Origin of the sequence: Nonomuraea zeae, assembly GCF_005889725.1 — a bacterium.
GTDB lineage: Bacteria > Actinomycetota > Actinomycetes > Streptosporangiales > Streptosporangiaceae > Nonomuraea > Nonomuraea zeae.
In genome coordinates, this window is record NZ_VCKX01000035.1 from 41,422 (window position 1) to 65,523 (window position 24,102).

At 72.9% G+C, this 24,102-nt stretch carries 11 protein-coding genes; 4 read left to right on the plus strand and 7 right to left on the minus strand.

Annotation, left to right across the window (positions count from 1 at the left end; translation table 11 throughout):
- Nucleotides 1-5: 5 nt before the first annotated feature.
- Together ETD85_RS14260 and ETD85_RS14265 are read right to left on the minus strand one after the other, a co-directional pair.
- Entirely contained in the window at nt 6-1,496 is a 1,491-nt protein-coding gene (locus ETD85_RS14260) for an amino acid adenylation domain-containing protein (RefSeq protein ID WP_138690167.1), read from the minus strand.
- Nucleotides 1,493-2,635, minus strand: a complete 1,143-nt coding sequence (locus ETD85_RS14265) for an acyl-CoA dehydrogenase family protein (protein ID WP_138690168.1) — start codon at nt 2,633-2,635, stop codon at nt 1,493-1,495. The genes ETD85_RS14260 and ETD85_RS14265 overlap by 4 nt, the downstream gene beginning before the upstream one ends.
- A gap of 176 nt (nt 2,636-2,811) precedes the next feature.
- On the opposite strand from ETD85_RS14265, the gene ETD85_RS14270 reads away from it, so the two are divergent.
- Nucleotides 2,812-3,852 carry a ketoacyl-ACP synthase III family protein gene (locus ETD85_RS14270; protein ID WP_138690169.1) on the plus strand — a complete coding sequence of 347 codons (1,041 nt, stop codon included), beginning with the start codon at nt 2,812-2,814 and terminating at the stop codon, nt 3,850-3,852.
- A gap of 55 nt (nt 3,853-3,907) precedes the next feature.
- On the opposite strand, the gene ETD85_RS14275 is transcribed toward ETD85_RS14270, so the two are convergent.
- The 5 genes from ETD85_RS14275 to ETD85_RS14295 all read right to left on the minus strand — a co-directional run bounded on the left by ETD85_RS14275 (nt 3,908) and on the right by ETD85_RS14295 (nt 9,431).
- Complete coding sequence (locus ETD85_RS14275; RefSeq protein WP_138690170.1) at nt 3,908-5,368, minus strand: DHA2 family efflux MFS transporter permease subunit; 1,461 nt, start codon at nt 5,366-5,368, stop codon at nt 3,908-3,910.
- 110 nt (nt 5,369-5,478) lie between these two features.
- Entirely contained in the window at nt 5,479-6,447 is a 969-nt protein-coding gene (gene rfbB, locus ETD85_RS14280; protein ID WP_138690171.1) for a dTDP-glucose 4,6-dehydratase, read from the minus strand.
- Nucleotides 6,444-7,493 (minus strand): glucose-1-phosphate thymidylyltransferase, encoded by a 1,050-nt coding sequence (locus ETD85_RS14285; protein WP_138690172.1) that lies wholly within the window; start codon nt 7,491-7,493, stop codon nt 6,444-6,446. Before ETD85_RS14285 ends, rfbB begins: the two co-directional genes overlap by 4 nt.
- Nucleotides 7,490-8,692, minus strand: a complete 1,203-nt coding sequence (locus ETD85_RS14290; RefSeq protein ID WP_138690173.1) for a nucleotide disphospho-sugar-binding domain-containing protein — start codon at nt 8,690-8,692, stop codon at nt 7,490-7,492. The genes ETD85_RS14285 and ETD85_RS14290 overlap by 4 nt, the downstream gene beginning before the upstream one ends.
- Nucleotides 8,685-9,431, minus strand: a complete 747-nt coding sequence (locus tag ETD85_RS14295; RefSeq protein WP_138690174.1) for an NAD-dependent epimerase/dehydratase family protein — start codon at nt 9,429-9,431, stop codon at nt 8,685-8,687. Before ETD85_RS14295 ends, ETD85_RS14290 begins: the two co-directional genes overlap by 8 nt.
- 164 nt (nt 9,432-9,595) lie before the next feature.
- Here ETD85_RS14295 and ETD85_RS14300 point away from each other — a divergent pair, with 164 nt between their 5' ends.
- The 3 genes from ETD85_RS14300 to ETD85_RS14310 all read left to right on the plus strand — a co-directional run.
- Entirely contained in the window at nt 9,596-10,075 is a 480-nt protein-coding gene (locus tag ETD85_RS14300; RefSeq protein WP_138690175.1) for an allene oxide cyclase barrel-like domain-containing protein, read from the plus strand.
- A 108-nt stretch (nt 10,076-10,183) separates the two neighbouring features.
- Nucleotides 10,184-14,995 carry a type I polyketide synthase gene (locus ETD85_RS14305; protein ID WP_138690176.1) on the plus strand — a complete coding sequence of 1,604 codons (4,812 nt, stop codon included), beginning with the start codon at nt 10,184-10,186 and terminating at the stop codon, nt 14,993-14,995.
- 34 nt (nt 14,996-15,029) lie between these two features.
- Nucleotides 15,030-24,102: type I polyketide synthase (locus tag ETD85_RS14310; protein ID WP_138690177.1), on the plus strand; the 9,073-nt coding region annotated here is incomplete at its 3' end.

Sequence of the window (24,102 nt, forward strand, 5' to 3'; positions counted from 1 at the left end):
GCACATCACGTGGCCTGGTGCAGCCGCTCGGCCAGACGCTGGGTGAGCAGGGTCCGGTCGATCTTTCCGTTGCCGGTTCTCGGCAGGTCCGCCGCGAAGCGGATCTCGTCGGGGATCATGTACGGGGGCAGCCGCTGGCCGCAGTGCCGCTTGATCGACAGCACCCCCGGCTCGGCGCCGGCCGGCGGGATGATGACGGCCACGAGCCTGGAGCCCATGCCCTCTCCCGTGACGACCACCGCCGCGTCCTCGACCTCGGGGTGCGCGTCGAGCACGGCCTCGATCTCGCCCAGCTCGACCCGGTGTCCCCTGACCTTCACCATGTGGTCGCGCCGTCCGACGTAGTCGAAGGAGCCGTCGTCCAGCACCCGTACGATGTCGCCGGTCCGGTACGGGCCGCTGACCGGCTCCTGGCCCCAGTAGCCGAGCATGACCGTGGGGCCCTCGATGAGCAGCTCGCCCTCGTCGCCCGGCCGCGCGATCAGGCCGTCGCTCCTGACGGCCCACGCGAGGTCGCCGCAGGAGGCGGCGCCGATGGGCACGGGACGCTCGCGGAGCAGGTCGTCGGGGGTGACCTCCCGGTAGGTGCACACGTTGGTCTCGGTGGGGCCGTACAGGTTCAGCAGGCGCGCCCTGGTCCAGGACGCGAGCCTGCGCACGTGGGCGATCGGGAAGGGCTCGCCGGCGAACAGCAGCGCCCGCAGCGAGTCGGGCGCGGGCTCGTCGAGCAGCCCGCCGTCGCGCATCATGAGGATCAGCGCCGACGGCACCGAGTACCAGACGGTGATCTCCGTGCGCCGCAGGAACTCCACGAGCTGGCTGGGCGCGTACGCCATCTCCTTGGGGATCAGGTGCACGGACCCGCCGGCCGCGAACGGCGCGTAGATGTCGAGCACCGACAGGTCGAAGGTGAACGGCGCGTGGTTGGCGAACCTGTCGTCCGGGCCGGCCGCCAGCTCGGCGACCGCCCAGTCCACGAAGGCACGGGCGTTGCGGTGGCTGAGGCACACGCCCTTCGGGCGCCCGGTCGAGCCGGAGGTGTAGAGGATGTAGGCCGGCTCGTCGGGCCCGACGGCCGTGTTGACCGGCGTGACGTCCTCCAGCTCGGCCAGGTCCATGGCGATGTCCTGGCAGCGGAAGGCGGGGCCGAGCTCGGCGGAGATCGGCGGCAGGCGGTCGAAGGTGGTGCAGACGACCTTGGCCGCGCAGTCCCGCGCCACCATGGCGGCCCGGTGCATCGGCATCATGCCGTCGAGCGGCACGTACGCGGCGCCGAGCCGCAGCACGGCCTGCATGGCCACGATGACAAACGGGGACTTCTCCGCCCAGATGACCACGCGGTCACCGCGTACGACCCCACGGGCGGCGAGCTGGTGCGCCAGCGCGTCGGCCCGGCGGTCGAGCTCGTCGTAGCTCAGCGCCCCCTCGGGCCCCGCCACGGCGACCCGCAACGGGTAGCGCGCGGCCGACTCGATGACGAGCTGGTGCAGGTTCACAACCCGACCTCCCTTGCGATGACTTCCTTCTGGATCTCCGTGGTGCCGGAGAAGATCGCACCTGGTACGGCGTCGCGCAGCTGCTGCTCGATCCCCGTCTCCACCAGGTAGCCGGAGCCGCCGAAGATCTGGACGGCGTCGAGGGCGTTGGCCACGGCGGCCTCGGAGACGGCCGTCTTCGACAGGGCGGCGGCCAGCACGTGCTCGCGCCCGCGCTCCTCCTGGTCCAGCAGCCAGCAGGCGCGGTAGAGCAGCAGCCGGGCCGACTCCAGGCGCTGCTTCATGCTCGCCAGCCGGTGGGAGATCGCCTGGAAGCGGCCGATGCTCTGGCCGAACTGCTTCCTGCCGCGCGCGTGCTCGACGCACCGTTCGAGCTGGTTCTGCATCACGCCCAGGTAGAGCCCGAACAGGCAGGCCCGCTCCCAGCCCATGGAGTGCTGGAAGATGGCGCTGCCCTGCCCCTCGTAGCCGAGCAGGTAGGCGGCGGGCACGCGGACCCGCGAGAAGGTCACCCGCCCGGCCGCGCAGCCGTGCAGGCCCATCTTGCGGAACGGCCCCTGCACCGAGACGCCCGGCAGGTCCCGGGGGACGGCGAAGGCGCTGACGCCGAGGAAGCCGGAGGCGGGGTCGGTCACCGCGTAGGTGACGAACAGGTCGGCCATCGGCGCGTTGCTGGCGAACGACTTCACGCCGTCGATGACGTAGTGGTCGCCGTCGGCGGTCGCGGTGGCGCTCAGCCGCCCCACGTCGGAGCCGGCCTCGTCCTCCGTCATCGCGTTGGCCGCCAGGATGGTGCCGCCGGCCAGGCCGGACAGCAGCTCGTCGCGCACCTCCGCGCCGGCGAAGTCGCGTACGGGCACCGCGCAGGCCAGCAGGTGCGCGGCCACCCCGAACACCAGCCCGGTGTCGGCGCAGCCGCGGCCGAAGGCCTCCAGGCACAGGGCGGTGTCCAGCGCGCCGAGCCCGGAGCCGCCGTGCTCGGCGGGCAGGCACAGGCCGGTCAGCCCGAGGTCGGCGGCCGCCGCCCAGTCGTCCCTGGAGAAGGGGCTGTCGGGGGTTCTGCGGGAGAACCGGCTCGTCACCGTGCCGAGAATGTCGTCGTAGCGCTTGGTCTGTGTGTCGGTCAGGTCGAAATCCATGCCGGGCTCTTTCGATCATCCGAATATGGGTGGGCGAATGCCATTCCGCCCGACTGTTCCCACTGTCGGGCCGGGCGCTGAAGGGGCACTAAGCCCGCACCAAACCATTTGGGCTGCTTTTAGCGGCCATTCAGCGTTTTTCGCGATATTTGTTTAAATCCGACAAAGGAGAGGACATGCGGACAACAGATGTGTTCATCAAGGGGCTCGGTGTATACCTGCCCGACTCGGTGAGCATCGATTGGGCCGTCGATCAGGGGCTCTTCCCGGCCGACCAGGTCGGGGTGCAGGGCTGGACCGGCGCGGCCATCGCCGGTGACGTGCCGGCGCCGGAGATGGGCCTGCAGGCCGCCCAGCACGCGCTCAAGCGCGGCGGCTGGCCGGCCGACGACGTGGACCTGCTGCTCTACTGCAACTCCTGGCACCAGGGCCCTGACGGGTGGCAGCCCCAGTACCACCTACAGCGCAACCTCCTCGGCGGCCGGCCCCTGAGCGTGCAGATCCAGCACGGCTGCAACGGCATGTTCAGCGCGTTCGAGCTCGGCGCCAGCTACCTGCTGGCCGACGAGCAGCGGCGGGCCGCGCTGCTCGTCGCCTCGGACAACTGGGGCACCCCGATGATCAACCGGTGGCACCCCGGCCCCGGGCTGATGATGGGCGACGCGGCCTGCGCCGTGCTGCTCACCCGCGAGCCCGGATTCGCCCGGCTGCTGTCGGTCTGCTCGATCACCGTCCCCGAGGCCGAGGAGGTGCACCGCGCTGGCGAGCCGATGTTCCCGCCCGGCGTCACCGTGGGGCGCGCGATGGACCTGCACGCCAGGAGCGAGCGCTTCCGCGAGCAGATCATCTCCGGTCAGGGCGACCCGGCCGCCCTGCTGAAGGTGCAGCAGACGATGCTCCTCTCGGTCGAGCAGAGCCTGACGGAGGCCGGGATCACCGCCGCCGACGTCACCCGCGTCGCCTTCATGAACATGTCGCAGGAGGCCATCAACGACCGCGGCACCGCCGCGCTCGGCCTGCGCTCCGAGCAGACGACCTGGGACTTCGGCCGGACCGTCGGCCACATGGGGGCCAGCGACCAGGTCCTGTCGTTCGAGCACCTGGTGGACTCCGGGCAGCTCGGCGTCGGCGACCACATGCTGCTGGTGGGCGTCGGCCCCGGCATCAACCTGTCCGCCGCGGTCATCGAGATCGTGGACACGCCGCCCTGGAAGTGAGACGGCACCGGGAAGGGGGGCGGCCCGCCGGGCCGCCCCCCTTTCGTCGCGCGTGTCAGACGGTCACTTCCTCCCGGGGCGCGCCCTGCGCGGCCGGAGCCGTGCGCGGCAGGAACAGCGCGGGTACGACCGCGACGGCCGACAGCGCCACCACCCACCAGAAGGTGCCGGCGTAGGATGCGGCGATGCCCGCCAGGCCCGCTCCGCCGCGGACGGTGAGCTGCTGCTGCAGCACCACGATGAGCACGGCGAGCCCCAGCGAGCCGCCGAGCTGCTGGAAGATCCGGATGGCCGTGGTCGCCCGCGGCACCGCCGGGCCGTCGAGGCCGCGCAGGGCCGCCGTCGTGACGGGGACGAGCACGCAGCCCAGTCCCGCGCCGCCGAGCACGAGCGCGGAGCTGATGAACAGTGTGCTGGTGTGCGGAGCCAGCCCGAGCAGCATCGCCCCGCTCAGCCCGGCCAGCACGAGCCCGCTCATCACAATGGGGCGCGGCGCCATGCGATCGCTCAGCCCGCCCGCGACGACCAGGGCGATGCCCATGCCGATGCCCTGCGGAGCCAGCAGCAGGCCGGCCACGAGCGGGCTGTCGCCGCGTACCTGCTGGTAGTACAGCGGCACGAGGACGGTCGCAGCGAACATCGGCATGCCGGACAGCAGCACCACCAGCGACGACATGCTGAAGCTGCGCGAGCGGAACAGGGCCAGGTCGATCAGCGGCTCGGCCCTGGTGAGCACCGCGTGCACGACGAAGCCGACCACGAGCGCGGCGCCGCCGGCCAGCGTGCCGAGCACCACGGGGTCGGTGAAGGAGCCCTTGCCGGCCGCCTCGGACAGGCCGTACACCAGGACGGCCAGGCCGGGCGAGAGCAGCACGAGACCGGTGAGGTCCAGCCTGTTCGTCCCCGGGGCGCGCGGCGTGTCGGGGACGACCCGGCGCGAGACCGCGATCGCGGCCAGGCAGATCGGCAGGTTGACGAAGAAGATCCAGCGCCAGCTCAGCTGGTCGACGATGACGCCGCCGAGCACGGGGCCGAGCACCGGGCCGAGGATGGCGGGTATGCCGATGGCGGCCATGACGCGGCCGAGATAGCGCGGCCCCGCCGCCTGCGCGAGGATCATCTGCGCCAGCGGGATGATGGTCCCGGCGCCGAGTCCCTGCACGACGCGGAAGGCGATGAGGCTGTCGGCCGACCAGGCGATGCCGCACAGCATCGACCCGAACAGGAACAACCCGATCGAGGCGATCCACACCCGCCTGCTGCCGAAGCGGGCGACCGCCCAGCCGGTGGCCGGGATGGTCAGCGCCATGGCCAGCATGTAGCCGGTGCCGATCCACTGGATCTTGGGCAGCGTGGAGTGGAATTCGTGCAGCAGCGTGTTGAACGCGACGTTGACCATGGTCGCGTCCAGCTGCATCACGATGGAACCGAGCATGATGGCGCCGGCCAGTTTGAGCAGCCCGGCAGGGATGCTGTCCTGGGCCGGCGCTCCGCCCGTGGCTGTCTGCTCAGACACGGGTGAACTCCTTTCGATAGAGAGAGGAAGGCGGGCCTGCGTTCGGTCCGTGTGTCCAGTTGAATCGTGGGCGCGCCCCCGGTCAGGGGGCACCCCAGACACACCCCTAATCAGGCCGCTACCTCCCGTGACCACCACCAGCGGTTGTCGCGGTACCAGGCGACGGTCTCGGCCAGTCCCACGTCGAACGGCACCTCGGGGGCGAAGCCCAGAGTCCGCTCGATCTTGGTGGAGTCGAGCGAGTAGCGTTCGTCGTGCGCCTTGCGGTCGGGGACGTTGCGCACGCTGTCCCATCCCGCGCCGCACAGCTCCAGCAGGCGGCCGGTCAGCTCCAGGTTGGTCAGCGTCGCGCCGCCGCCGATGTTGTAGATCTCGCCCGCGCCACCGCCGGTCAGGACCCGGTGGATGGCCCTGCAGTGGTCCTCGACGTGCAGCCACTCGCGTACGTGGTGGCCGTCGCCGTACAGCGGGACCGTGCGTCCTCTGAGCAGGTTCGTGACGAACAGCGGGATGAGCTTCTCCGCGAACTGGTAGGGGCCGTAGTTGTTGCAGCAGCGGGTCACCGACACGGACAGGTCGTGGCTGCGCCAGTACGCGCGCGCGATCAGGTCGCTGGCCGCCTTGGACGCGGCGTACGGGGAGTTGGGCTCCAACGGCAGCGCCTCGGTCCACGAGCCCTCGGAGATGCTGCCGTACACCTCGTCGGTGGAGACGTGCACGACGCGCTCGACGCCGGCCCGGCGGCAGCTCTCCAGCAGGGTCTGGGTGCCGACGACGTTCGTCATGGCGAAGTCGGCGCCGCTCATGAGCGAGCGGTCGACGTGCGACTCCGCGGCGAAGTGCACCACGGCGTCGTGCCCGGGCAGCACCTCGGCCAGCAGCCGGCCGTCGCAGACGTCGCCCTTGACGAACGTGAGGTCGGGATGCCCCATCGGCAGGTTGTCGAGACAGGCCGCGTAGGTCACCTTGTCCAGGACCGTGACCGTGGCGCCTTCCGTGCCCGGATAGTTCGCGGCCAGCACGTTGCGCGTGTAGCAGGAGCCGATGAACCCCGCTCCCCCGGTGACGAGCAGCCTCACAGCGGCACCTCCAGTCTGCTGTTGTCGCCCACGACCAGGCGCAGCGGCCCGCGCCGCACGTGCGCCGAGCGGCCGACCAGCGAGCCTTCGATGGCGCGCACGCCGTGCACGCTGACCTCGTCGAGCAGCACGGAGTTCTGCAGGCCCGCGTCGGTCAGCGTGCAGGCCGCGCCGATCGAGGTGTACGGGCCGACGTCGCTGCCGCGGATGACGCAGCCGGGCCCGACGATGACGGGGCCGATGATCCGCGACCCCTCGACCCTGGCTCCGGCCCCGATGACCACGGGGCCGACGATCTCGCTGCTGCCGTCCACGCTCCCCCGCTGGTCGGACACGAGGCCCTCCAGCAGGGCGCGGTTGCAGTCGAGCAGGTCGCCCATGTTGCCGGTGTCCTTCCAGAAGCCCTCGAAGACGTGGGCCCTGACCTCGCGCCCGGCGGCCACGAGCCACTGGATGGCGTCGGTGATCTCCCACTCGCCGCGCTTGCTGGGCGTGATGTTGCGGATGCCCTCGTGGATCTCGCCGGTGAAGAAGTACGCGCCGGTCACCGCCAGGTCGCTCTTGGGCTGCTTGGGCTTCTCCTCCAGCCGCGTGACCCGGCCGTTCTCGACCTCGGCCACCCCGGACTGCGAGGGGTCGTCGACCCTGGTCACGACGAGCTGGACGGCCGGACGGAACGTCTGGAACTCCAGCATCGGGGTGAGCAGCCCGCCGGCGAAGATGTTGTCGCCCAGGTACATGACGAAGTCGTCGCCGGCCAGGAAGTCCTGCGCGATCATGACGCAGTGCGCGAGGCCCAGCGGGTCGTCCTGGCGCAGGTAGGTGATGGACATGCCGAACTCGGAGCCGTCGCCCACCGCCGCGCGGATCTGCCGGCCGACGCCGTTGACGATGATGCCGACCTCGGTGATCCCGATCTCCCGCAGCGCGTCGAGGCCGTGGAAGAGCACGGGACGGCCCGCGACGGGCACGAGTTGTTTGGGGATGCTGTGGCTGAGCGGCCGCAGCCGCGTGCCGGCGCCGCCGGCCAGGACAAGAGCCTTCATAGTGTTTCCTCAAGGGTGGTGACCACCTGCGCGGGCGAGGGCTGGGCCAGCATCTCCTGCCGGAGCAGCGCCGCCGCGTCACGCGTGCGGTCGTCGAACAGAACCTTGGCCACACCGGACTCGATGTCGCCGGCATCGGCCGACTCCGCCTTGAGTGACACGCCAGCGCCGGTGTCGGCCAGCAGGTCCGCGTTGAAGCTCTGGTCGGGTACGGGGGCGACGATCACCTGGGGGACGCCGTGGTAGGCGGCCGTCAGCATGGTGCCGGCGCCGCCGTGGTGGACGATCGCGTCACAGGTCGGCAGCAGCAGGTTCAGCGGGAGGTTCTCGACCGCGCGTACGGCGTCGCCGTGCTCGCGGGCGAAGGCCGCGCCGTCCCGTACGGTGACGACCGCCTCCACGTCGAGGCCGGCCAGCACCCGCAGCATGTCGGCCACCTTGGACCGGTCGGGCGACTGCAGGCCGGGCACGGCGGTGGTCGTGCTCCAGCTCACGCAGACGCGGGGCCGGCCCGGCGGGTCGTGCAGCCAGCCGGGCAGCACGCCGGGCCCGTTGTACGGGACGCAGCGCACGGGCAGCCGCGCCGGCACCGGCACCTGCAGCCGGGCCGGGCACGGATCGACGGTGTGCACCGCGTAGTCCGCGCGCGGCAGCACCCCGAAGCGCTTGTACAGCTCGACGAGCTCGCCCGGCCAGCGCTCCGGGGGCAGCCCGGCGCCGGGGAAGCCGATGTGCCGCGAGACGTCGGGCCCGAACAGGTGCCTGACCAGCGGGATCCCCTCCGGTTCCGTGACGAGCGGCGCCACCAGCGCGGTCGGGTCGGCGATCACCAGGTCGGGCCGCCAGCTCCGGGTGAACGCGGCCAGGTCGTCGGCCATGGCCTCGGCGGCCTTGACGTGCGGGGTCATCCGGGCGGAGAGGATCTTGGCGAGCTCCTCCGGTGCCAGCTGCCGCGCCGCGCCCATGCTGGCCGGCTGGCTCAGCCGCCGCTGGACCTCGGCGAGCCCGGCCAGCAGGTCGTAGCCGCCGCCGACGGGCACCGCCGTCATGCCGGAGCGGAGTATCGCGTCGACGACACCCGGCTGCCCGGCCACCCGGACGTCGTGCCCGGCGGCGCGCATGGCCCACGCCTGCGTCGCCATGGGCATGTAGTGCGACGGCCACGCGAGCGGGATGAACAGCACTCGCATGCTAGACATGTGCGGCGACCTCCACGTATCGGTCTATGACTGAGCGGTAGTAGCCGGGGCCGAACCCCAGCTCCGCCACGGCGGGCACCAGGCGGGTGAGCCGCGCGAGCGAGACCGAGTAGGTCCCGTGCGCGTCGACGTAGATGCGCTCCGGAGCGAGGCCGAGGCGCTCTTGCAGGTGATCGACGATCAGCTCGGCCGGGACCGACACGCCGGAGGCGACGTTGACCACCTCGTCCGCATGCCCGGTGTCGAGCAGCTCGTCGAGGATGGTCACCGCGTCGGCCACGTCGATCATGTCGCGGCAGGCGCCCCGGTAGACGGTGACGACGCCGCTGCGCACCTGCTCCACCAGCGAGGGGAGCAGCTGGTGCGGCTGCTGGTCCGGGCCGGCGACGTGGCCGAGCCGCAGGATGAGGTGGCGCACGCCGGACAGCGCGATGACCCGTTCGAGTGCGAGTTTGTGCCGGCCGTAATGGGTGCCGGGGAAGACGAAGCCGTCCTCGCGGCCGGGGCACCCCTCCGCGCCGTACATGCCGGCCGACGCGGTGGAGAAGAACACCAGGGTCTCGCCCCAGCGTCCGCACCGGCGCAGCCAGTCGTAGACGAAGGCCGACTCGCGGTGGTAGTCGGCCTCGGACGCGTTCCGCGTGTCGGTGACACCGGCGGCCAGGACCACCACCCCGGGATGGGAGCGAGCGCGGGACCTGAGGTTCCGCGCCAGGAAGCCGCGTCCGATGATCTCCATTGGCTGGCTGCCCTCTCTGAGAAGTGTGAGGGCGACCAGCACATCAACCGGGTCTGAAGGGCGGGCAATGCGGCGCTGAAGGCGGTCAGGGCGTTAGAGCGGCTTAAGGCCCCCCGATCACGATGAGTGCGCTCACCGCCCCATTGCGAAAGGGATCAACCGACATGCGGAAACTCGCCCTCGCGGCGGCGCTCACCCTGACGTGCGCCGCCGTCCCCGCCAGCGCCTCGACCGGCGGCAAGTGCGTCACATTCGCCAACCTGTCCGAGCACGTCACCATCACGACCGTGGTCCCGGGCGACCCGACCACCAGGGTCGGCGAGTACGGGAAGAGCCACAGCGACTTCTACGACGCCGCCGGCAAGCTCGTCGGCACCGAGGAAGGCCAGTTCGTGGTGTACGCGAGCGCCGACGGCAAGCCCTTCGAGCTGTTCCAGTACACCTCGAAGATCGCCGGCGGGACGACGTTCGGCGGCGCCAACATCTCCATCCTGAACGTCATCTCCGGCGGGACCACCTCCATGACCGCCGTCGGGACCGGCGGGTGGCTGCGCGGCAAGGTCGGCACCCGCGACTTCGTCTTCGTCGGCCGGCCGGCCCCCGACCAGACCCGGTTCACCACGACCATCACGCTGTGCGGCTGACCGGCGAGAGCCGCACGGCCGACGGGCAAAGAAGGGCGTTAGGGCCGCTTAAGCGGCCCCGCCCAGGATGAACAGGACATCCCCGACCACGAAGGACGGCCCGCTGCGATGACGAGTGACCACACGTCCGCCACCGAGGCCGTCGCGATCATCGGGCTGTCCTGCCGACTGCCCGGCGCCGCCGGCCCGCGGGAGTTCTGGCGGCTGCTCCGCGACGGTGTGGACGCGGTCTCCGAGGTGCCGGCCGGCCGCTGGCCCGGCCGGCCCGGAGCCCGATCCGACGTCAGGCCCAGTGCCGGACCCAGTGCCGGACCCAGTGCCGGACCCAGTGCCGGACCCAGTGCCGGACCCAGTGCCGGACCCAGTGCCGGACCCAGCGTCAGGCATGGGGGCTTCCTCGACGACATCGACCGTTTCGACGCCGGGTTCTTCGGCATCTCCCCCCGGGAGGCCGTGGCGATGGACCCGCACCAGCGCCTCACGCTCGAACTGAGCTGGGAGGCGCTGGAGGACGCCTACATCGTGCCGCGCGTGCTGGCCGGCGGGACGACCGGGATCTTCGTGGGCGCGATCTCCAGCGACTACGCGGGACTCGTGCTCAACGGGGGCGAGCTCTCGCCCTACACGCTGCCGGGACTCAATCGGGGGCTGATCGCGAACCGCGTGTCGTACGCGCTGGACCTGCGCGGTCCGAGCATGACCGTCGACACGGCGCAGTCCTCCTCCCTCATCGCGGTCCACCTGGCCTGCGACAGCCTGCGCGCCGGGGAGTGCGAGCTGGCCGTGGCGGGCGGCGTGAACCTGAACATCCTCGGCGCGACCACCACGAGCGTCGCGCTGCTCGGCGCCCTGTCCCCCGACGGCCGCTGCCGCACCTTCGACGCCGGGGCCAACGGCTACGTGCGCGGCGAGGGCGGCGCGGTGGTCGTGCTCAAGCCGCTGGCCAGGGCGCTGGCCGACGGTGACCGCGTCTACGCCGTCATCCGCGGCAGCGCGGTCAACACCGACGGGCTGACCGACGGCCTGACCGTGCCGAGCCCGCGCGCCCAGTCCGAGGTGCTGCTGCGGGCCTGCGCCAGAGCCGGGCTCCAGCCCTCCGACGTGCGGTACGTGGAGCTGCACGGCTCGGGCACCCGCGTGGGCGACCCGATCGAGGCGGCCGCCGTGGGCGCGGCGTTCGGGGTGGCCCGGCCCGCGGGCGATCCGCTGCGGGTGGGCTCGGTCAAGACGAACATCGGCCACCTGGAGGGCGCCTCCGGGATCGCCGGGCTGGTCAAGACGGTCCTGAGCATCCATCACCGGCAGATCCCCGCGTCCTTGCACTTCGAGCGCCCGAACCCGGACATCCCGCTGCGCGAGCTGAACCTGCGGGTGCAGGACGAGCCGGCCGCGTGGCCGGAGGGTCCGCTGGTGGCGGGGGTGAGCTCGTTCGGCATGGGCGGTGCGAACTGCCACGTCGTACTCTCCGAACCGCCCGCCGCCCCCGCGACGCGGACCTCCGGCGAGGCGGGACCGCCACGAGCCGCCACCGACCTCACGACGCGGACCCCCGGCGAGGCGGGACCGGCACGGGCCGACACCGAGCCGCCGCGGGCTGTCCCGTGGGTGCTGTCCGGCGTCTCCGACCAGGCGGTACGCGAGCAGGCCAGGCGTCTGGCCGCGCACCTGGACGAGCACCCCGGCCTGTCCCCGGCCGACCTCGGCTACTCCCTGGCCACCACGCGCACGCACTTCCCCAGGCGCGCCTCGGTCACGGCCGAGGACCTGGACGGCTTCCGCGCCGGCCTGGCCGCGCTGGCCCGCGGCGAGAGCGCGATCGAGCACGCCCCCGCCGGGCCCCGCCGCAAGGTCGTCTTCATCTTCCCCGGTCAGGGCTCCCAGTGGCCGGACATGGCGGCGGAGCTGATGGCGTCGTCCCCCGTGTTCGCGAGCCACCTGGCGGCCTGTGCCCGCGAGCTGGACCCGATCACCGGCTGGTCGCTGCTCGGCCTGCTGCGCGGGGAGCCGGGGGCGCCGCCGCTGGACCGCGCCGACGTGGTGCAGCCCGCGCTGTTCGCGCTGATGACCTCGCTGGCGGCGCTCTGGCGCTCGGCCGGGGTCGAGCCGGACGCGGTCATCGGGCACTCCCAGGGCGAGATCGCGGCCGCGTACGTCGCCGGTGCGCTCAGCCTGCGCGACGCCGCCCGGGTGGTGGCCCTGCGCGCCCAGGCGCTGTCGGCGCTGTCCGGCAAGGGCGGGATGGCGGTCGTCCCGCTGCCCGTCGAGGAGACCTCCGAGTTGCTGACCGGGCCGGCGAGCGCGTTGAGCGTGGCCGCCATGAACGGCCCCGCGACGACCGTGGTCTCGGGGGACGTCGAGGCCATCGACCATCTGCTTGCGGCGTGCGCGGCCAAGGACGTCCGCGCGCGTCGCGTCCCCGTCGACTACGCCTCGCACTGCGTCCACGTGGAGGAGATCCGCGACCGGCTGCTCGGGCTGCTGGCCGGCATCGAGCCCGCCGCCTCGGACGTGGCCTTCTACTCCACGGTCACCGGCACGGCCGTGGACACCGCGACGCTCGACGCCGCGTACTGGTACGAGAACCTGCGCCGCCCCGTCCTGTTCGAGCAGACCACCCGGGCCCTCATCGAGACCGGCTACCAGGTCTTCATCGAGTCCAGCCCGCACCCGCTCCTGGTGGCCGGCATCCAGGACATCGCGGGCGACGTCCGCACGCGCCCGAGCGCGTCACCGGACGCGCAGGGGCCCGGCGGGTCCCGGTCGGGCGCGGCCGGCGGCGGCCGGACCCACCCGGGGGCGCTGCTGAAGAGCGCCGCCCGGACGGCCGGCGAGGTCACCGCCATCGGCACCCTGCGCAGGAACGACGGCGGGCTCCGCCGTTACCTGTCCATGCTCGGCCAGGCCCACGACCGTGGTGTGGCGGTGTCGTGGGAGGCCGTCTTCGCCCCGCTCGGCGCCCGCCGCGTGCCGCTGCCCACGTACGCCTTCCAGCGCGAACGCCACTGGCCCGAGGACGTTCCCGCGCAGCGGGCCGACGCGGGCTGGTGGCCCGCCGTGGCCGGCGCCGACGCGGCGACCCTGGCCAGGACCCTCGGCCTCGACGAGCATGGCCGCCAGGCACTGGACACCGTGCTGCCCGCGCTGGCGGAGTGGCACCGGCGGCAGGACGACGCGAACGAGCTGGAGCGCTGGGCCCACCGGCTCTCCTGGACCAGACTTCCCTCCCCCACGGGCCGGGCCGGCGGCAGGTGGCTGGTCCTGCTGCCCGGCCCGGCCGTCCCCCCGGAAGCCGCGACGGTGGCCGAGGGGCTGGCGGCGGCCGGCATGGACGTCACGCCCATCGAGATCGACTCCACGGACGAGCTGAGCGCGGTCTCCGCCGCCCTGGACGAGGCCCCGGTGTCCGGCGTGCTGTCCCTGCTGGCCCTGCCGGACGACCGCCCGGCCACCCACGTGTCCGCCCTCCTCGACCTGCTGCGCAGCGCGTCTGATGGCGGGCCCGGCGACCTCCGCCTGTGGTGCGTCACCCGTGGCGCGGTGGACGAACGTGATGAGGATTGCCCGCCCAGCCCGGCGCAGGCCCAGCTCTGGGACCTGGGTCCGGCGCTGGCGCGGGCCTTCCCCCGCCTCTGGGGCGGGGTCGTCGAGCTTCCCCCACAGCTCGACGAGCGCTCGGTCGGTCTCCTGGCAGGGATCCTGGCCGATCCGGGCAACGGGGGCCAGGTCGCCGTGAGCCCCTCGGGCGCACGGTCGCGGCACCTGGCCCCCACCGGCCTGGGCGGGCCAGGCCCACGCCCTGGGCGGCGGTCCACCGGGACGGTGCTCGTGACGGGCGGCCATGCCGAGTGCGGCGGGCATCTCGCCCGGCTGCTGGCCTCGGGCGGCGCGGAGCGCGTGCTCCTGGCCGGCTTCCCCGCCGACCCGTCGCTCGACGCCGACCTCGGCGAGCGCGCCGTCCGCGTCTCGCTCGGCGACCTGCCGCCCGGCTGCTCGCCGGCCGCCGTCTTCGTCACCGGCCCGCTGACGGCCGGCGAGGCCCGCGCCCTAGACGCCTGCGCCTCGGCCGAGACCGTGTCCGCCTTCGTCGTCATCTCCCCGGCCACCTGGATCACCGGCGACCCGCGCGACGGGACCGACCCGGGTGACAGCCCCGGCACTGCGGATGGGACCGGCGCTGTGGACGTGATCGCGGGTGCCATGGCCGGGTCGGTGCTCGGCGGGTTGGTGCGGGAGCGGCGTTCGCGCGGCCTGCCGGCCACCTCCGTCGTGTGGGGCTCCCGGGACGTCGTGACGGCGCGGATCGCCGCGTCGGCGGCACTCTGGGCGCTCGACCACGGCGGGGAGCGGCTGATCCTCGTCGAGCCGGCCGCAGTCGCGGCTCCGTCCGCGGCCCCCGCCGCCGGCGAGCAGGACGGTCCCGGTGAGTCGTGGGCGGAGCGGCTGAGCTCGCTCGACCCCGACGACAGGGAGCGCGCCCTGATCGGGCTCGTCCGCGCGAACGTGGCCGCCGTGCTCGGCCATGCCACCCCGGAAGCCGTCGACATGGAGCAGGCCTTCAAGCGGCTCGGCTTCGACTCGGCCGCCGCCGTGGAGCTGCGCAACAGGCTGAGCGCAGCGACCGGCCTGCGGTTGCCGGCCACGCTGCTGTTCGACCACCCGACGCCGGTCGCCGTCGTCGCGTTCATCGAGGGCCACCTGGCGCCCACCGGCCTCGACCTGGAGGCGCTGCACGCGTCCATCCTCGAGAGCCCGCCCGACCAGGCGACCTGCGCCGAGATCGCGTCCCAGACGCGCAGCTTCCTGTTCAGCCTGAACCGGATTCTCGGCGACGACACCACGGAAAAACTCGAGTCCGCTACGGACGAGGAAATCTTCGACTTCATCGACCACGAGCTCGGAATGGTCGGAAACGAGAGCTGACCGCTCCCGGTGATTGTGAAGGTGTGAACTTCAGATGGCGAATGACGGAAAGCTCCGCGACTACCTCAAGCGCGTGACCACCGATCTGCACCACACCCGCAAGCGGCTGGCCGAGGCCGAGGCGAGCAGGCGTGAGCCGATCGCGATCGTGGGCATGGCCTGCCGTTTCCCCGGCGGTGTCGCCTCACCCGAGGAGCTGTGGCGGCTGGTCGCCGACGGTGTCGACGCGATCGGCCCGTTCCCGGGCAACCGGGGTTGGGCGCTGCCCGAATTGTTCGACCCGGACCCCGAGGCGATCGGGAAGACGTACGCGAAAGAGGGCGGCTTCCTTTACGACGCCGACCGGTTCGACGCCGATTTCTTCGGCATCAGCCCGCGCGAGGCGCTCGCCATCGACCCGCAACAGCGGCTGCTGCTGGAGACGTCGTGGGAGGCGGTCGAGCGGGCCGGCATCGACCCGGTCGCGCTGCGCGGCAGCCGTACCGGGGTGTTCGCGGGGGTCATGGGCCAGGAGTACGCCTCGCTCTGCCACACCGGCGAGGAGGGCATCCAGGGGCACCTGCTGACCGGCACCACGCTCAGCGTCGCCTCGGGGCGCATCTCGTACACGCTCGGCCTGGAGGGGCCCGCGGTCACCGTGGACACCGCGTGCTCGTCGTCGCTGGTGGCGCTGCACCTGGCGGTGCAGGCGCTGCGCAACGGGGAGTGCGGCCTCGCCCTGGCGGGCGGCGCCACCGTCATGGCGGGCCCGGGGATGTTCCTGGAGTTCAGCCGCCAGCGCGGGCTCGCGCCCGACGGCCGGTGCAAGCCATTCTCGGCCGCGGCCGACGGCACGGCGTGGGCTGAGGGCGCGGCGGTCCTGGTGCTGGAGCGCCTGTCGGACGCGCTGGCCCAGGGGCATCGCGTGCTGGCGGTCGTCCGGGGCAGCGCGGTCAACCAGGACGGGGCCAGCAACGGCCTGAGCGCGCCGAACGGCCCTTCGCAGCAGCGCGTGGTCAGGGAGGCGCTGTCGTCCGCCGGGCTGCAGCCGTCGGACGTGGACGCCGTCGAGGCGCACGGCACCGGCACCACGCTGGGCGACCCCATCGAGGCCCAAGCGCTGCTCGCCACCTACGGCCAGAACAGGGAGACCCCGCTCTGGCTCGGCTCGATCAAGTCCAACATCGGCCACACCCAGGCCGCCGCCGGCGTCGCCGGCGTCATCAAGATGGTCCAGGCCATGCAGCACGGGCTGCTGCCCAAGACTCTGCATGTGGACGCACCCAGCCACCACGTGGACTGGACGGCCGGGGCGGTCAGCCTGCTCACCGAGCCGACCCCCTGGCCCGAGCTCGCCGGCGACCGGCCCCGCCGGGCCGCGGTGTCCTCGTTCGGGATCAGCGGGACGAACGCCCACGTCATCCTCGAAGCGGTGACCCCGGCCGCCGTCGAGCCCGCCGTCACCGGCGGCCCGATCCCCTGGATCCTGTCGGGCAAGAGCGAGCAGGCGCTGCGCGAGCAGGCCGCCCGCCTGGCCGACCACGTACGGGCGCATCCCGAGCTGTCCCCGGCCGACGTGGGCTACACGCTGGCCACCGCCCGCAGCCGCTTCCCGTACCAGGCGGCCGTGGTGGGCGCCACGCGCGACGACTTCGATGAGGCCCTGCGCGCCCTGGCCGACGGGCAGCCCGCGGTCAACCTCACCCACCACCAGCCCCCGCCCGCCGGCAAGACGGCCTTCCTGTTCACCGGGCAGGGCAGCCAGCAGTCCGGCATGGGTGCCGACCTCTACCGCACCGAGCCCGTCTTCGCCGAGGCGCTCGACGAGGTGTGCGCGGCGCTGGACGCGCACCTCGAACGGCCGCTGCGGGACATCATGTTCGAGGCCGTGCACAGGGACCTGCTCAACGACACGCGTTACACCCAGCCGGCGATCTTCGCCTTCCAGGTCGCCCTGCACCGGCTGCTCGCCCACCACGGCGTCACCGCCGACTACTACGCGGGCCACTCCCTGGGCGAGATCACCGCCTCCCACCTCGCCGGCGTGCTCAACCTCGAAGACGCCGCCCGCATGGTCACCACCCGCGCGGCGCTCATGGCCAGCCTGCCGCCCGACGGCGCGATGACGGCGGTCACGATCACCGAGGAGGAGCTCCAGCCCTACCTCACCCCCGACGTGTCGGTCGCCGCCGTCAACACCGCCACCTCCCTGGTGATCTCCGGACACCACGAGCCGGTCCACGCCCTGACCGCGATCCTGGCCGAGGCCGGGTACAAGACCCGGCCGCTCAACGTCCAGAACGGCTTCCACTCCACCCAGATGGAGCCCGTGGCCGACCAGCTCACCCAGGCACTGGCGGACTTCGACTACCAGCCGCCGTCGATCCCCATCGTCTGCAACCTCACCGGCCGCCTCGCCGCCGGCGACGACCTGCGCACCGCCGCGTACTGGACGCAACACCTCCTGCGCCCGGTCCGCTTCGCCGACACCCTGACCACCCTTCAGGAGCTCGGCGTGACCACGTTCGTGGAGCTGGGCCCGGACGCCGCGCTCACCCCGCTGGCCGCCCAGGCCGGCCACGCCGTCCCCACCAGAAGCCAGCGCAAGCCGGAGACCACCACCCTGGCCACCGCCCTGGCCCAGCTCCCCGCCGACCCGGGCACGCTCTACCCCGGCGCCCACCCCGTCACGCTGCCCACCTACGCCTTCCAGCACCAGTCGTACTGGCTCGCCTCCCCCCAGAACAGCGGCGACCCCGCCGGCCTCGGCCTGTCGGCCACGAAACACCCCATCCTGCACGCCACGGCCGACCTCCCCGACGGCAGCCACCTGTTCACCGGCCGCATCACCCTGCACGACCAGCCGTGGATCGCCGAGCACGCCATCCACGGCACCCTCATCTTCCCCGGCACCGGCTACATCGACCTGCTCCTGCACGCCGCCCACCACATCGGCTGCGACCAGATCGAGGAGCTGACGCACTACGTGTTCCTGTCGGTCGCGGAGGGTGAGGCGCGCAGCGTCCGGCTCGTGATCGGGGCCGCCGACGCCGACAGCAAGCGCTCGTTCACCGTGCACTCGCGTCCGGAGGACGCCTCCGAGGACGGCGAGTGGACGCAGCACGCGGCCGGCGTCATGGCGAAGGCCGAGCAGGCGCCCCGCCTCATCGAGGGCCAGTGGCCGCCGGCCGGCGCGGTCCCGGTGGACCGGGAGGAGCACTACGAGCGGCTGGCCGGGGTCGGGCTCGGGTACGGCCCGCTGTTCCTCGGCATGCGCGCCGCCTGGCGGGCGGGCGAGTCCTACTACGCGGAGGTGTCGCTGCCCGACGGGGCCGACCCCGGCGCGTACGGCATCCACCCGGCGCTGCTGGACTGCGCCATCCACCCGATCGTGATCGACTCGGCGCAGAGCGGCGTGCGTGGTGACGGGCCGGGGCAGGTGCTGGTGCCGTTCTCGTGGGGCGGCGTGTCCCTGCACGCCACCGGCGCGACCACGCTCCGGGTCCGGCTCGACTACATCGGCAAGGACACGCTGCGGCTGACGATCACGTCGCCGTCCGGCGCGCCGGTGGCGGCGATCGACTCGCTCACCGTGCGCGCCGTGTCGTCCAAGCAGATGGACGCCTCCCGCGAGAACCCGCTCTACGAGGTCGCCTGGAAGGAGGTGCCGACACCGGAGCCGGTCGAGTCGGTCGAGTCGGTCGTGCTCGACGGCGACCTGGCCGCCCTGCCGGGTGCGCCCGAGGTCATCGTCGTCCCCATCCGCAGCGAGGACGGCGACCACCTCGAAGCCACCCACGCGGTGGCCGAGCGGACGCTCCGCCTGATCCAGGACTTCCTGGCCGACGACCGCCTCACCGGCTCCCGCCTCGTCCTCGTCACTCAGGGTGCCGTCGCGACCGGCCCCGGCGACCCCGTCACCGACCTGGCCGCCGCCACCGTCTGGGGCCTGGTCCGCACCGCGCAGAACGAGCACCCGGACCGCTTCTCCATCGTGGACATCGACCGGCCCGGCCACGAGGGCTGGATCACCGGCGAGCCGCAGGCCGCGGTGCGCGACGGCAAGCTCCTCGTGCCGCGCCTGGCCAAGGTCGCCGAGGCGGAGCCCGTGCCCGTCACGATCGACCCGGACGGCACCGTCCTGATCACGGGCGGCACCGGCGCGCTGGCCGGTCTCCTGGCCCGGCGGCTCGTCACCAGGTATGGCGTCCGCCACCTGCTGCTGGTCAGCCGCCGCGGCCCCGGCAGCCCCGGCGCCGCGGACCTGACCGCCGAGCTGGAAGCGCTCGGCGCCCAGGTCACCGTCGCCGCCTGCGACACCGCCGACCGCGCCGCCCTGGCCGCCCTGCTCGGCGGCATCCCGGCCGACCACCCGCTCACCGCCGTCTTCCACACCGCGGGCGTACTCCAGGACGCCACGATCGACGCCCTCACGCCCGGCCAGCTGCACGCCGTCCTGCGGGCCAAGGCCGACGCGGCCTGGCACCTGCACGAGCTGACCGGCGACCTCGACGCGTTCGTCCTGTACTCCTCGGTCGCGGGGCTCATCGGCAACCCGGGCCAGGCCAACTACGCCGCCGCCAACGCCTACCTCGACGCCCTCGCCCACCGGGTGCAGGGGACCTCCCTCGCCTGGGGCCTCTGGGACACCGGCATGGGCGCGACCCTGGACGCCGGTGACACCCGGCGCCTGGCGCGTACCGGCCTGCTCCCCATGCCGGCCGAGACCGGGCTCAGCCTCCTGGACGCCGCCCTGACCAGCGGCCGCACGCTGCTCGCGCCCGCCAAGCTCAACACCCGCCCGTCGGGGTCGAGCGTGCCGCCCGCGCTGCTGCGCGACCTGGTGCGCACCGCCCGCCGTACCGTGGACAGGACCGCGGGCTCGGGCGCGCCGCTGCAGCAGCAGCTCGCCGGGCTCGGCCCCGACCGGCAGCGGGAAGTGCTGCTCGGCCTGGTACGCGGCCACATCGCGACCGTGCTCGGCCACGCGAACGCCGAGGGCGTCGACGCCAAGCGGACGTTCCAGGACCTGGGCCTGGTGTCGCTGACGGCGGTCGAGCTGCGCAACAGCCTGACGGCCGCGAGCGGGATCCGGCTGCCCGCGACGTTGATCTTCGACTATCCGACGCCGGCCGCGCTGGTCGAGTACCTGCGTGACGAGCTGGTCGGGGAGATCGACGACGAGGCCGAGATCGTCGCGGCGGCACCGGTCGCGCAGGGCGAGGACGCCGACGCGATCGCGATCGTGGGCGTCGGCTGCCGGTTCCCCGGCGGGGTGCGCTCGCCCGAGGACCTGTGGCGGCTGATCGCCGACGGGACCGACGCCATCGGGCCCTTCCCGACGAACCGCGACGGCTGGGACATCGACCAGCTGTACGACCCGGACCCGGACGCGATCGGCAAGACGTACGCGCGCGAGGGCGGCTTCCTCTACGACGCCGACCAGTTCGACGCGGACTTCTTCGGCATCAGCCCGCGCGAGGCGCTGGCCATGGACCCGCAGCAGCGGTTCATGCTGGAGACCTCGTGGGAGGCGCTGGAGCGGGCGGGGATCGACCCGGCCACGTTGCGCGGCAGCCGCACGGGCGTGTTCGCGGGCGTCGTCGGCCAGGAGTACGTCTCGCTCTGCCACACCGGCGAGGAGGGCATCCAGGGCTACCTGCTGACCGGTAACCACATCAGCGTCGCCTCGGGCCGGATCGCGTACTGTCTCGGGCTCGAAGGCCCGGCGATCACCCTGGACACGGCCTGCTCGTCGTCGCTCGTGGCGATGCATCTCGCGGTCAAGGCGCTGCGCAACAGGGAGTGCGAGCTGGCGCTGACCGGCGGCGCCACGATCATGTCGGCGCCCGGGATGTTCCTCGAGTTCAGCAAGATGCGCGGGCTCGCGGCCGACAGCCGGTGCAAGAGCTTCGCCGACGCGGCCGACGGCACGGCGTGGGGCGAGGGCGCGGCGATGGTCGTGCTGGAGCGGCTGGCGGACGCGCGGGCGAACGGGCGTCCGATCCTGGCGGTCATCCGCGGCAGCGCGGTCAACCAGGACGGCGCGAGCAACGGCCTGAGCGCCCCGAACGGCCCCGCCCAGCAGCGGGTGATCCGCCAGGCGCTGGCCGACGCCCGCCTGACGGCCGCCGACGTGGACGCCGTCGAGGCGCACGGCACGGGGACCTCGCTCGGCGACCCGATCGAGGCGCAGGCGCTGCTGGCCACGTACGGCCGGGCGCACGAGCCGGAGACGCCGCTGCTGCTGGGGTCGATCAAGTCCAACATCGGCCACACGCAGGCCGCCGCGGGTGTCGCGGGGGTCATCAAGATGGCCCTGTCGATGCGGCACGGGCTGCTGCCCAAGACCCTGCACGTGGACGCGCCCAGCCACCACGTGGACTGGGAGGCCGGCGCGGTCGCCCTGGCCACCGAGCCGACGCCCTGGCCCGAGCACGACGACCGGCCCCGCCGGGCCGCCGTGTCCTCCTTCGGCATCAGCGGCACCAACGCCCACCTCATCCTGGAGGCCGCGCCCGCCCAGACCGCGCCCCGGACGCCCGATCCGGACGGCCCGATCCCCTGGGCCCTGTCGGGCAAGACCGAGCAGGCGCTGCGTGACCAGGCCGCCAGACTGGCCGACCATCTGGACGCGCACCCGGAGCTGTCGCCGGCCGACGTCGGTTACGCCCTGGCCACCACCCGCGCCCAGTTCCCGCACCAGGCGGCGGTGGTGGGCACGACCCGCGAGGACTTCTCGGAGACCCTGCGCGCCCTGGCCGACGGGCAGCCTGCACCTGGCCTCACCATTCACCAGCCCCCCGGCAAGACGGCCTTCCTGTTCACCGGCCAGGGCAGCCAGCAGGCCGGCATGGGCGCCGACCTCTACCGCACCCAGCCCGTCTTCGCCGAAGCGCTCGACGAAGTGTGCGCCGTCCTGGACACCCACCTCGAACGTCCACTCAAAGACGTCATGTTCACCGACGCCGACGCGCTCAACGACACCCGCTACACCCAACCGGCCATCTTCGCCTTCCAGATCGCCCTGCACCGCCTCCTCGCCCACCACGGCATCACCGCCGACTACTACGCAGGCCACTCACTCGGCGAAATCACCGCCTCCCACCTCGCCGGCGTCCTCAACCTCCAAGACGCCGCCCGCATGGTCACCACCCGCGCCGCCCTCATGGCCACCCTCCCACCCGACGGCGCCATGACCGCCGTCACCATCACCGAGCAGGAGCTAGCCCCCTACCTGACCCCCGAGGTCTCCATCGCCGCCGTCAACACCGCCACCTCCCTGGTCATCTCCGGACACCGGGACCCGGTCCAGGCCCTCACCTCGACCCTGGCCGAAGCCGGGTACAAGACCCGCCCGTTGAAGGTCCAGAACGGCTTCCACTCTGCCCAGATGGAGCCCGTCGCCGACCAGCTCACCCAGGCACTGGCGGACTTCGACTACCAGCCGCCGTCGATCCCCATCGTCTGCAACCTCACCGGCGACCTCGCCGCCGGCGACGACCTGCGCACCGCCGCGTACTGGACCCGGCACCTGCTCCAGCCGGTCCGCTTCGCCGACACCCTCACCACCCTCCAGGAACGCGGCGTCACCACCTACGTCGAGCTCGGCCCCGACGCCGCGCTCACGCCCCTCGCCGCCCAGGCCGGCCGCGCCATCCCGACCAGGAGCCAGCGCGTGCCCGAGACCACCACCCTGGCCACCGCCCTGGCCCAGCTCGCCACCGACCCCGGCACGCTCTACCCCGGCGCCCACCCCGTCACGCTGCCCACCTACGCCTTCCAGCACCAGTCGTACTGGTTCACCGCCCCCCAGACCGGCGGCGACCGCAACCTGAGCCACCCGCTGCTGCACACCGCGACCCAGCTGCCTGACGGCAGCCACCAGTTCACCGGCCGCGTGTCGCTGAGCGACCACCCCTGGCTCAGCCGGCATGCCGTCCACGACACCGTCGTCCTTCCGGGCACCGCCTACATCGACTTCCTGCTGCACGCCGCCCACCACGTCGGCATGACGCACATCGACGAGCTGACCCACCACGCCTTCCTGGCCATCCCCGAGGACGCGGCCAGGACCCTGCACGTGAGCGTCGCCGCGCCGGACGACGGCCGCCGCGCCTTCACCGTCCACTCCCGCCGGCCGGACGAGGACGAGTGGACCCACCACGCCAGCGGCTGCTTCACCACCCGCGAGCCCGTTCCCCCCACGCCGCCGGCCGCCTGGCCGCCCGAGGGCTCGACGCGGATCGACCTCGACGGCCTGTACGAGCGGCTGAGCGACCGCGGCTACCACTACGGCCCGCCGTTCATGGGGCTGCGGGCGGCGTGGGAGCTCGGCGACGACGTCTACGCCGAGATCGGCCTGCCCGAGGACCAGCACGACCTCGCCCGCAAGTTCGGCATCCACCCGGCCCTGCTCGACAGCGCGCTGCACCCCTCCGCGCTCAAGGCACTGACCGACGGCAAGGTGAGCCTCCCGTTCACCTGGAGCGGCGTCTCGCTGCACGCGCCGGGCGCCACGAGCCTGCGGGTGCGGGTGTCGACGATCAGCAGGGACGTGGTCTCGCTGGCGATCACCGATGCGTCGGGCGCGCCGGTCGCGACCATCGAGTCCCTCACGTCCCGCGTGGTCTCCGCCGGCCAGGTCTCCACCGCCGCCGAATCCCTCTACCGGATGGAGTGGACGTCGCTGCCGGCCCCGGAGCCGGTCGAGTCGGTCGTCCTCGATGACCTGGCCACGCTGCGGGAAGACGCCCCCGAGATCATCGTCGTCCCCATCCGCGGCGAGGACGGCGACCATCTCGAAGCCACCCACGCCCTGGCGCAGCGGACGCTGCTCCTGATCCAGGACTTCCTCGCCGACGACCGCCTCGCCGACTCGCGGATGGTCTTCGTCACCCGCGGAGCCGTCGCGACCGGCCCCGGCGACGCCGTCACCGACCTGGCCGCCGCCACCGTCTGGGGCCTGGTCCGCACCGCCCAGAACGAGCACCCTGGCCGCTTCCACCTCCTGGACGCCGGTCAGGGCGGCCACGACGGCTGGATCTCCGACGAGCCGCAGGCCGCCGTACGCGACGGCGAGCTCCTGGTCCCCCGCCTCGCCAAGGCCGGCCCCGGCGACTGTCTCT

Bases quoted from the DNA above. Each gene is read 5' to 3' on its own strand.
- ETD85_RS14265 (WP_138690168.1), bottom strand. From the start codon at position 2,635: ATGGATTTCGACCTGACCGACACACAGACCAAGCGCTACGACGACATT.
- ETD85_RS14270 (WP_138690169.1), top strand. From the start codon at position 2,812: ATGCGGACAACAGATGTGTTCATCAAGGGGCTCGGTGTATACCTGCCC.
- ETD85_RS14285 (WP_138690172.1), bottom strand. From the start codon at position 7,493: ATGAAGGCTCTTGTCCTGGCCGGCGGCGCCGGCACGCGGCTGCGGCCG.
- ETD85_RS14290 (WP_138690173.1), bottom strand. From the start codon at position 8,692: ATGTCTAGCATGCGAGTGCTGTTCATCCCGCTCGCGTGGCCGTCGCAC.
- ETD85_RS14295 (WP_138690174.1), bottom strand. From the start codon at position 9,431: ATGGAGATCATCGGACGCGGCTTCCTGGCGCGGAACCTCAGGTCCCGC.
- ETD85_RS14300 (WP_138690175.1), top strand. From the start codon at position 9,596: ATGCGGAAACTCGCCCTCGCGGCGGCGCTCACCCTGACGTGCGCCGCC.
- ETD85_RS14305 (WP_138690176.1), top strand. From the start codon at position 10,184: ATGACGAGTGACCACACGTCCGCCACCGAGGCCGTCGCGATCATCGGG.